Source organism: Bacillus sp. AFS015802 (assembly GCF_002561455.1).
Lineage (GTDB): Bacteria > Bacillota > Bacilli > Bacillales > Bacillaceae_B > Rossellomorea.
Genome location: NZ_NTUP01000020.1, coordinates 165,278 through 175,963, shown reverse-complemented (window position 1 = coordinate 175,963; position 10,686 = coordinate 165,278). Strand labels below are relative to the sequence as shown.

Here is a 10,686-nt window from a genome sequence, read left to right as displayed (position 1 = left end):
GGAACACCTCTCGTTTTTATGGGAAAATTCGCCCAACTAAAATACAGGTCTAAATATTTATGTACCTTTATGAATATTTATTCTATCATTATACTATTACATATTTTGGAGGTACATAAATGAAACAAAAGATCATTGCAGGAATTGCCAGTTTTACTCTACTATCCACCACACCATTCAACGTTTTAGCAGAATCTCCTCAAACGACAATTCAAAGTACTCAACTGGATGAGAAAGATAAAAGCCTATTCAATAGTGAGCACTATGACTTCGTCAAATACTCTCAAATCGAAGGAAAGCTTGATGCTATTGCGGAGGAAAGTAATCGTGTGACGGTCGAGAAGAGTGATATAAAGTCAGCGGCCGGTCACGATATGTATGTAGTGACCGTCTCCGATGAGAAATCAAAAGGGAAATATGGGTACTATAAAGGCCTGCGTAAGAAAATGATAAAATCCCCTGATAAAGCACAGGACTTTATCGACAAGCATCCTGATTTAAAGGTTCCTGTCATGATCAATGCATCCATCCATGGAACGGAATTTGTCGGAACGGATGCAGCACTCCAATTAATCGAGCGATTTGCGACAGAAAATGATGTACAGACAAAAGGTATTCTCGAAGATCATATCCTGATATTCAACGTCGTGGCGAACCCGGATGGACGTATTGATGCTACCCGTTTCAACGGGAATGGCATCGATCTCAACCGTGATTTCATCACTCAATCCCAGCCTGAAACAGAGCATATGGTAGACCTTATCACGGAATGGAACCCAATGGTATTCCTTGATCTGCACGGATATGTGAGAGGGTATGGGGGACCTTCGAAGCCAGGTCTGATTGAGCCTTGTACGCCACCTCATAATCCGAACTACGAATATGACTTATTTTCCAAATGGGCAATGAATCAAGCTGAAGCGATGGAGTCCACTATTGTTGCAAATAAAGAAAACTATGAAAATACTCATACGGAGTCGTCTAGAGTAGATTATCAAAATATGGAAGGGACTTATATCCCACAACGTGACGATTCTGCCGGCTGGGATGATTATCCACCGATTTTCACTCCGATGTATGCCATGTACCACGGGGCATATGGGTATACACTTGAAGCGCCGACCAATGATTGGGACGGGGTTCAATGGACGTATGATGCCGTGATGGGTGCCCTCGGGTATGCGAGCGAAAATAAAGTGGAGATGGTCAAAGATCAGATCGAAGTCTTTAAACGTGGGGTAAAGTTTAATCACCCGTTCCATGCTGAGGGCCATTTCCCATCTGCATATATTCTTCCAAACGATAAACAGGATCAAACGGCTACTTTGAAAGCCGTTCGCCATCTTCAAGAAAATGATATTGGTGTAGAAGAAGCTCAGAAGGATTTCACGTTTGATGGCGTGACGTATCCTAAAGGAACGTATATCATACCGATGAATCAAGCGAAAGCAGGACTTGCGAACACGATGCTTTGGGACGGGGAAGACATCACTGAAGATACACCGAGTATGTACGATATCTCTGCCTGGAACCTGCCTGAATTATGGGGCTTCGATGCAGTGGAAGTGAGCAGTGACAATGAACTGAATGTAAAAACCAAACAGGTAAGGGCACTGAATGAAAGTGGAGCCGTTATTGGGGACGGACCATATGCAATTCCGAATACCTCCGCCAGATCTATAGCGATTGCCAACCAATTGATAAATAGTGGACACACTCTTCACAGGGGTGAAGATGGAACATTGTATGCAGGTGCAGATGCAAAACCAATACTTTCCGACCTGGTGAAAGATACTGCTGTCACGATTCATTCCCAAGCTGTTCCTGCGGGAGCGAAAGAAATTACATCCCAGCATATAACCCTATTAAAAGATGGAGGTATGAACAAAGCTCAATCCCACTCTGGAACGAAGCTTGCTCTGGAACGTCTTGGCTTCACGGTGGAAGAAAAGACTCCCGGGCAGGTAGCTGAAGAGGGTCTTGATTCAACAGATGTGTTTATTTATAACGGAAGATTGAACCTCATTTCCTATCAAAATAGTGCGGCCAATTCTGAATTCGGATTGAAGGATGAAGCGCAATATGAAGCGTTTAAATCGAATGTAGAAGGTTTTGTGGCGAACGGTGGACAGTATCTTGCGATCGGTGCAGGTGCATCCCAGGCTACGACAAAGCTTGGATTAAGCGATGTGAAAGTGGAAGCAGGCGGCTCCAACAGTAACGGAATCGTTCAATTATCCCACGCGGATTCTACTTACACAGCTGGTTACGACACAGCAGACCTTGGGTTTGTATATCAACCAACATGGTATACGAATACAGGCAATGCAGAAATTCTATCAAGCTATCAAAACAGCAGTGATTTCTTCCTGGCCGGACATTGGAAAGGCAGTGAAGAGGCTCAAGGAAAGCCGGTTTTCGTAAAGGATGAAAATGTATTATTGATGGGACTCGAGCCAACCTTCCGAGATCATACGGATTATCTGTTCAGACTAGTATCCAATGCGATTTTTGCACGATGAGAAAATGGAAGAACCGTCCAAAATGGGCGGTTTTTTTGCGTCAAGATACTTGTATTAATACTATTCTTTATATAGAATATATTTTGAATACTTTTAATAGTTTGATGAATGACCATTCATTCAGTTTACCAAAAAGGGGAGGGATACAATTGAATATCGCAACACGGTTGGATCAAATCGCTCAAGAGAAAGCAGATAAAACAGCCTATCATTTCTTGAATACTTCGAGTACATACAAGGAACTGAATGGTGCTGTATCAAAATTTGCAAGCGGCTTAGAGCAATTGGGTTTGAAAAAAGGGGATCATATCGCGCTTGTATTAGGAAATTCACCGCATTTCGTCATCGGATTATATGGGGCCTTGCGTCTCGGTTTGAAAGTCATCCCGATCAATCCGATCTACACACCCGATGAGATTGGATACATTCTGAGAAATGGTGACGTGAAGGCCATCGTCACACTTGATTTACTTGTGCCATTAATTGAGAAGATGCAGCATCTGTTATCGGATGTGGAGCACTTCATCCTGTGTGAATCGGGGGATGAACGGGCAAAGGATATCGACTTAGAAAAGATGTCTCTTGCATACCCTAAAATGAAATCGTTTACAACTGTACTTGGAAAAGGGGATCCAGGGTTTAAGGGTGAGTCAGTGGATGAAGATGAAGTAGCCATCATTCTCTACACCTCGGGAACGACAGGGAAACCGAAAGGCGCCATGCTGACACATAAAAATATTTACTCCAATGCAACCGATGTCGGCAGCTACCTGAGAATGAATGAAGACGACACCGTCATCACGGCTCTGCCAATGTTCCATGTCTTTTGTTTGACAGTGGTCCTCAATGCACCGCTATTGAGAGGAGCGACATTGTTAATCGTTCCCCGCTTCAGCCCAAGAGCCATCTTTGAGTTATCGAAGACGTATCAGCCTACCGTATTCGCCGGGGTACCGACCATGTACAACTTCCTGTTCCAGTATTCAGAAGGAAACCCCGAAGATCTATCATCACTTCGTCTCTGTATTTCAGGCGGCGCTTCCCTGCCGGTGGCCCTCTTGAAAAACTTTGAAAAGAAGTTCAACGTCATGATTTCTGAAGGGTATGGATTGTCCGAAGCGTCACCTGTGACATGCTTCAACCCGCTGGATCGACCAAGAAAACCGGGATCGATCGGTACATCGATCATGAACCTGGAGAATAAAGTCGTCGATGAAATGGGAGAAGAAGTGCCCGTCGGACAAGTCGGTGAACTGATTGTCAAAGGCCCGAATGTCATGAAGGGCTATTACAAGATGGAAGAAGAAACCTCAGCCACGATCCGTGACGGCTGGTTATATACCGGAGACCTTGCCCGTATGGATGAAGAAGGCTATTTCTATATCGTGGACCGTAAAAAAGAGCTGATCATCGTCGGAGGGTATAACGTTTATCCGCGTGAGGTCGAAGAAGTGCTGTATAATCATCCCGGCATCGTGGAAGCAGCAGTCATCGGTGTGCCGCATCCCGAACAGGGTGAAGCCGTCAGCAGCTATGTTGTGAAAAGCGATCCATCCCTGACAGAACAAGATGTACTGGAGTATTGTAAAGAGCATCTTGCGAAATATAAGCTTCCGGCATCCATCGAGTTCCTGGATGAACTGCCGAAAAACACAACGGGGAAAATTTTACGAAGAGCGCTGAAGGAGCAAGTGCTTCAATCATAAAAAAGAAGATGCTCAGGTGATCACTGGGCATCTTTTTGTTTCATTTCATTGCTTTACTCGCCTGTAAGAGTTTGGATTCACCTTTTTCCCACTTTTCTACTTGCTCGATCGCCTGGTCTGGAGTGAAACCTTGGCCAACCAATACACCCGATAGAATAAATTCCTGGAAGAGATGGGTAAGGTTGATCCCTTCCTCCACTTCCGATAAGGCACGGGTCACCAGTGGTTGGATATACTCAACCCACTGATCCGGAAGGCTTTTCGTTTCACGATAGTAAGGATTGACGTATTGGTTCACCTGTTGTTGTTGAAAGTAATGGTTTTGACTGGAAGGATGATACATAATACGATACAGCTCCTTTATAGGTGGATGTCACGAATAGTGTATTCATCTGAACGGGATGTGTTCATCCTAAATAAAAAATGAAAGGGTTTTCTCGATTCGTGTCGAATCATACATATGGAGGAAACACTTATACAAAGGGGAGAACAAACATGGAATCCATTTTACTTGAACAAAAGGGCAACGTTGCAACGGTCACCATCAACCGGGCTGACGCGATGAACGCCTTTAATTACGATACACTGAACGAACTTCAACAAGTAGTGGAAGCACTACGCATCAATCCGGATGTCCGGGTCGTCATCTTCACAGGAAGCGGGGAAAAAGCATTCTCGGTCGGAGCCGATCTCAAAGAACGCAAAACCCTGACCGAACAGCAGGTCATCCGCAACGTATACAAAATAGGCGAAGTTTTCCAATCTGTCGCCACCCTTCCGCAGCCGACCATCGCTGCCATGAACGGTTATGCATTTGGAGGAGGGATGGAACTTGCCCTTGCCTGCGATTTCCGCATCGCTGTAGCAGGAACCACCATGGGTCTGACTGAAACAAGCCTGGCCATCATTCCGGGAGCGGGCGGAACACAGCGCCTGCCGCGATTGGTCGGGGAATCGAAAGCGCTGGAGCTTATCCTGACCGCTAAACGATTAACTTCTGAAGAAGCAATGGACATCGGACTTGTTACAAAGGTAGTAGAAAAAGAGAATTTCTTGGGAGAAGTTCATTCATTCGTGGACCCTATGCTGGCTAACGGACCGATTGCCCTGCAACAGGCGAAGTTCGCCGTGAAGAATGGGATGAATGTGGACCTGCAGACCGGGTTGCAGATTGAAAGGAAAGCATACGAAATCACGATCCCGACTGAAGACCGGGTGGAAGCATTATTGGCATTCAGTCAGAAGCGAAAGCCGGAATTCAAGGGGAAATAATAAGAATCGTTGCTCTGCTGCTATTGCAGTGGGATTGAGTGATGGTTGTTTTGTGTAGGTTGGAGATCTGCTGATGGAGCGGTTTGGCTCTGGTGGCGGGTCTTTTTTATGGGGAATGATTGTGGAAATCATTTTTGAAAATAAATTTTCTCCTCCAAAGATTACCCTTTAGTACTCCTCTAGTCTTACTATAAGATAGTTCCCAAGCCGTTAGTAAGGTGATTTATTTATTGGTAATTTTATGTAAATGAATTATTCTACAGGCTTTCCTTCGAGAAAGGGGACTGGAGTCTTTGAGAAAAGCAGTGCTGACTATAGGGTTGATTTGTTGTATGGCTATTCTTTTTCATTCCCACGTTCATGCAGAAGGGATTAATCAAAAAGAAGAACTCATCAATCAATTTATGAAAGATTCGATGAAAGAGTATGAAATTCCAGGTGCTTCTCTGGCTATTGTGCAGGATGGGAAACTTCTATTTCAGCAGAGCTATGGAAAACAGAGTAATGGGAACCGGGTTACTGACGAAACCACGTTTGCGATTGGCTCCATCAGTAAGCCCTTAACCAGCCTGGCTATCATGAAGCTATTGGAGGATGGGAAGATTGAGCTTGACCAAGAGATATCCCGTTATTTACCTGATTTTCATTACAATCAAACTGAATCCAACAAAGAAATCACCATAAGGCACTTGCTGACCCATACAAGCGGAATCAGTTCTTATGATGGATTGGCCCTTGCTGATCGTAATTTACGGGGAGAAGCTGCAATTGACACAGCCGTTCAAGAACTCAATAATGTTCCTTTGAGCCATGAACCTGGTACAGTGCATGAATATAGCCCTGCAAATTATCTTCTTCTGGGAAGAATAATTGAGAATGTAACAAATCAAACATTTTCTTCGTTCATGGATTCTGAGATTTTTAATAGAATCGGCATGAAAAGGACGGCGTCAAATTTTGAAGAGGCACAAGCATTAGGATATCAGCCCGGTTTTCAATCATGGCTTGGCAAACCTATAAAAAGTAAAGGGTTTATGGATGATAGCGGTGTACCTTACGGGTATCTGGTCTCTACTTCAGGTGATATGTCCAAGTTCATAAGATTTATGATGGACGGTGACGATAAATGGCTCTCACATAAAACTTTCTCAATGTATACTTCTCCACAAGTTCATAGAAAAGAAGATATGTATTACGGCTATGGCTGGAGGATCTCAGCAAGTAAAGATGAACCTTATTACTTTCATGGTGGTGAAACACCAGACTACCGGTCGGAATTATTCATTAATCCCAAACAAAACTATGGGTTTATTTTACTCACAAACAAAAATAACTTTTCAGAAGTTCTTTCAACCGTATGGATGAGAGACGGCATCAGGACTATTCTAGAGGAAGGGAAAATGCCCGATGTGAAGACGATGGATCACCACTTGCAATGGAGCGCATTGCTTATAACGGTTTTTCTTCTTATGTTATGTTGTTGGAATTTATATCGACTCAGAACAAAAACCTCCATAAAGAAGAGGAGATGGATTTTTACAGGAACGTTCTCCGTAATCTTCGCGTTTGGACTGATTCCTTCAATAACTTACTTCTTCTACACTCCCTGGCATTCAATCAATCTATACGCCCCCGATATAGCCTTCTTCATAAATCTTGTGGTTGGGATATTAACTTTATATGGATCGCTATGTTGGCTGGGTGCATTGCTAAAAAGAAAAGAAGAAGGGTATTGATCAATCCTAAATACACTCCTGAGAAGATGAATTGCGAAAGAGAGGAAATACCATGATACAAACATCACTTGAATTAAGAGAAAAAAAGACATTACGGTGGACAACTAAATCCCTACCTCCAATAAAAGAAGATGAGATTCTAATCAAAACTGTCTCAGGAGCCATCAGCGTTGGGGCTGAATTACCTCAATACAATGAAACGGATTCCACTGATCATCCGCCGTCCTATCCGAAAGAAACCGGTTATGAAAGCTATGGTGAAGTGATGGCCAAGGGGGAAGCAGTAAAAGGCTTTACTATTGGTGACCGGGTTGTTGCCTTTTACGGGCATAAAGACTATGGGATTGTAAAAGAGAATAAGGCTATCTTCGTGCCAAAGGAAGTAGATTATCGAGACGCATTGCTCGTAATACTTTCTTGTGATGCAGCAAAAGGCGTACTGAAATTGAAACCTGAAGAGAACGATCGAGTGTTGGTGACTGGTTCAGGAACGATGGGGCTGTTGACGGTCTACTTTTTGAAAGAGTATATGAAAGTTCGTCATATTGATATGGTAGAACCCTGCAGCACGAGAGGCGAATTAGCAAGGAAATTGGGTGCGGAAACCGTCATTGAAAATCAAAGTGATTGCCCAGTTGATTTCTATGATTATGGATTAGAGTGCTCGGGCTTTAATGATGCATTCAAGACAGTGCAAAAAGCGCTCAAGCCTGAAGGCGAAATGTGCATATTATCCGATGGGAATAAGGAAACGTTTCATTTGCAACCAGACTTTTACCGCAAAGAGCTTAAGATTGTTGGTTCAAGTGATGGCTGGGATTACCATCAGCATTCCAAATGGTATTTTGAACAAATGAAAGATAAAGATGCCGGCTTGGGCAGGCTGTTTGAAAAGACAATCAAGTTCAAGGAGCTGCCAAAGTGTTTTGAAGAGTTGGATTCAGGAAAGGTTTCCCCCATAAAGGTTCTAGTGACATACTTCTAGAACCCCTCACGAGAGGTTCCTCATGGAGCCTCTTTTACACATCCCCCTTTTTAAACACCGAAAATCATGTAAAATGAATAATCATACCAAAAAACTCTGGAGTGACTCCCTTGAAAAAGAAAAAGCTTAGATTAAGTACCCTTATCATCCTCTTCGTCTGTGTCGTAGTCCTCGTCTCCCTTGTCATGACCGATCTGCTTATTTCAAGGACGATCAACGATAATATTGAGACAAATATTGAAGACAAGGCAAAGATCGTTTCAAGGACGGTGGCTCACTCGACGATTGTGAAGAATGGACTTGAGAATAAAGAAAATGAAGATAGCATACAAGAATACACTCTGGATATCCAGGAATCGGCAGAGGTTCTGTTTGTTGTAGTGATGGATATGAAGGGCATACGGAAATCTCATCCTGATCCTGATCGAATCGGCAAGCACTTTGTCGGCGGGGATGAAAAAGATGTGTTGGAAGGGAAAGAAAGCTTGTCCATTTCCGAAGGCACTTTGGGCAAGTCTGTCAGAGCCTTTTCCCCTGTATATAATGAGCAACATGAACAGATCGGAGCCGTGTCGGTCGGGATTTCCTTAAATAGCGTAGAGGAAGCCCTGGATCAAAGTCACTCGAATATTTTATTGGGGACTGGCATCGGAATCGTTGTAGGAGTTGTTGGCGCGGTGATCATTGCCAGGTACATTAAGAAAATTTTATTCGGGCTTGAGCCCATCGCAATTGCGAAAGTCCTGGAAGAGCGTAATACGATGCTTCAGTCGGTCCATGAAGGAGTGGTGGCTGTGAACAAAGATTCAACCATCTCCCTGGTAAATAAGTCAGCACTCAAAATTTTCAATAAAGCAGGATTGAGCTCTGATCCGATTGGGGTGCCGATTGAGAAATACATGCCTCATACAAGGCTAAAACGCGTCATGGAGACAGGAAAACCCGAGCTTGACGAGGAGCAGACGATCAATGGTGTGTCTATCCTCGTGAACCGGGTTCCATTATTCGTGAATGATGAAGTAGTAGGTGCCATTTCCACCTTCCGTGATAAGACGGAAGTGAATCAATTAGCGGAACAGCTGACAGGTGTGAAATCATATGCGGAGGCGCTCCGGGCCCAGTCACATGAGTTCATGAATAAGATGCATGTGATCCTGGGATTGGTCAAGATGAACGATTACAACCATCTGGAACGGTATGTGAAAGAGCTTGTTTCCTTACGTTTCGATGAAGTGAGCACGGTGACGTCGAAAGTGAAAGACCCTGCCCTTGCCGGTTTTATCATGGGAAAACTAAGCTATGCGAGGGAAAAGAGCGTATCATTAACGGTTGAATGCCACGACTTCATTCCAGAACCTAAGGACCCTTCCGTTACCCATGAGCTGATTACCGTGATTGGAAACCTCTTGGATAATAGTATTGAAGCAACCATGGACCGTAATGAAAAGGAAGTACTGGTGGAGTTGTTTTATCAGGAGGATCAGTTTGAAATGGTTGTGACGGATACAGGTATAGGGATGCCGGATGATATGGTGAAAGATATTTTCACTAAAGGGTATTCTTCCAAGGGGGATGGACGGGGCTACGGACTTTTCTTAGTAAAAGAGAGTCTCGGTAAATTGAATGGGACCCTGCATGTTGAGTCCAAGGAAGGCTCAGGCACGACCATGATTGTTCAAGCTTCATATAAGGAGGGGAATCCGGGTGATTAATGTATTGATCGTGGAAGATGATCCGATGGTGGCCCAGTTTAACCAAAGGTATCTGGAAGAAATCAAAGGGTTTCATTTAATCGGGACTTCTAATTCGATTGAAGATGCAATGGTGAAAGTAAATGAGTGTAGGATTGACCTCGTTTTATTGGATGTTTATATGCCCGGTAAACGAACGGGGATGGATTTGTTAGAACAAATACGGAAGGAACAACGGGAGACAGACGTTATCCTCATCACAGCGGCATCAGAAGTCGAACAGATCCAAAGTGCCCTCCGGATGGGAATTGTGGACTATTTAATTAAGCCTTTTGAATTTGAAAGGTTTAAAAAAGCGTTGACGTCATATCGGGAGAATAATAGAATGCTGCAAACAAAATCTACCATCGATCAGAGTGACCTGGATTTACTATTACTCAGGGATGGACAGGATCCGGGAGAAAGAGCACTTCTTCCGAAAGGGTTGACGAGGAGTACGTTATCATCCATCTACGACGAAATGAAGAGTTTTAAAGACGAGTCTTTTACAACGGATGATATTGCAGAGGTGACTTCCATTTCACGGGTGTCGATCAGAAAGTACCTCAGGTTTCTGAAAGATATCGGCGTGGTGGATGAGACTTTGATGTATGGAATCGGAAGGCCGGTCTATCAATATACGTTGAATAAAAGGAATAGCCCCCGGCTTCAACCCTATTTATAAGCAGCTCCTTTAGGCTGCTTTTTTTAATTTCAAAAAATAAATAATAGTTT

General features: G+C 43.6%; 8 protein-coding genes. 7 read left to right on the top strand and 1 reads right to left on the bottom strand.

What is annotated here, in order from left to right:
* Nucleotides 1-119 precede the first annotated feature (119 nt).
* Complete coding sequence (locus CN378_RS14430) at nucleotides 120-2,522, top strand: M14 family zinc carboxypeptidase (protein WP_098353035.1); 2,403 nt, start codon at nucleotides 120-122, stop codon at nucleotides 2,520-2,522.
* Nucleotides 2,523-2,671: 149 nt separating this feature from the next.
* Entirely contained in the window at nucleotides 2,672-4,228 is a 1,557-nt protein-coding gene (locus tag CN378_RS14425; RefSeq protein ID WP_098353033.1) for a fatty acid--CoA ligase family protein, read from the top strand.
* A 40-nt stretch (nucleotides 4,229-4,268) separates the two neighbouring features.
* On the opposite strand, the gene CN378_RS14420 is transcribed toward CN378_RS14425, so the two are convergent.
* Nucleotides 4,269-4,571 (bottom strand): hypothetical protein, encoded by a 303-nt coding sequence (locus tag CN378_RS14420; protein WP_218924822.1) that lies wholly within the window; start codon nucleotides 4,569-4,571, stop codon nucleotides 4,269-4,271.
* A gap of 152 nt (nucleotides 4,572-4,723) precedes the next feature.
* Here CN378_RS14420 and CN378_RS14415 point away from each other — a divergent pair, with 152 nt between their 5' ends.
* The 5 genes from CN378_RS14415 to CN378_RS14395 all read left to right on the top strand — a co-directional run bounded on the left by CN378_RS14415 (nucleotide 4,724) and on the right by CN378_RS14395 (nucleotide 10,636).
* A complete protein-coding gene (locus tag CN378_RS14415; RefSeq protein WP_098353031.1) occupies nucleotides 4,724-5,500 on the top strand; it encodes an enoyl-CoA hydratase-related protein in 777 nt (258 codons plus the stop codon).
* 293 nt (nucleotides 5,501-5,793) lie between these two features.
* A complete protein-coding gene (locus CN378_RS14410; protein WP_098353029.1) occupies nucleotides 5,794-7,236 on the top strand; it encodes a serine hydrolase domain-containing protein in 1,443 nt (480 codons plus the stop codon).
* A 52-nt stretch (nucleotides 7,237-7,288) separates the two neighbouring features.
* A complete protein-coding gene (locus CN378_RS14405; protein WP_098353027.1) occupies nucleotides 7,289-8,221 on the top strand; it encodes an alcohol dehydrogenase catalytic domain-containing protein in 933 nt (310 codons plus the stop codon).
* Between the two features lie 110 nt (nucleotides 8,222-8,331).
* Complete coding sequence (gene dcuS / locus CN378_RS14400; RefSeq protein WP_098353025.1) at nucleotides 8,332-9,933, top strand: DcuS/MalK family sensor histidine kinase; 1,602 nt, start codon at nucleotides 8,332-8,334, stop codon at nucleotides 9,931-9,933.
* On the top strand, nucleotides 9,926-10,636 hold the full coding sequence (locus tag CN378_RS14395; protein WP_098353023.1) for a response regulator: 711 nt from the start codon (nucleotides 9,926-9,928) through the stop codon (nucleotides 10,634-10,636). The genes dcuS and CN378_RS14395 overlap by 8 nt, the downstream gene beginning before the upstream one ends.
* Nucleotides 10,637-10,686: the final 50 nt, after the last annotated feature.

Bases quoted from the DNA above. Each gene is read 5' to 3' on its own strand.
- CN378_RS14420 (WP_218924822.1), bottom strand. From the start codon at position 4,571: ATGTATCATCCTTCCAGTCAAAACCATTACTTTCAACAACAACAGGTG.
- CN378_RS14430 (WP_098353035.1), top strand. From the start codon at position 120: ATGAAACAAAAGATCATTGCAGGAATTGCCAGTTTTACTCTACTATCC.
- CN378_RS14415 (WP_098353031.1), top strand. From the start codon at position 4,724: ATGGAATCCATTTTACTTGAACAAAAGGGCAACGTTGCAACGGTCACC.
- CN378_RS14405 (WP_098353027.1), top strand. From the start codon at position 7,289: ATGATACAAACATCACTTGAATTAAGAGAAAAAAAGACATTACGGTGG.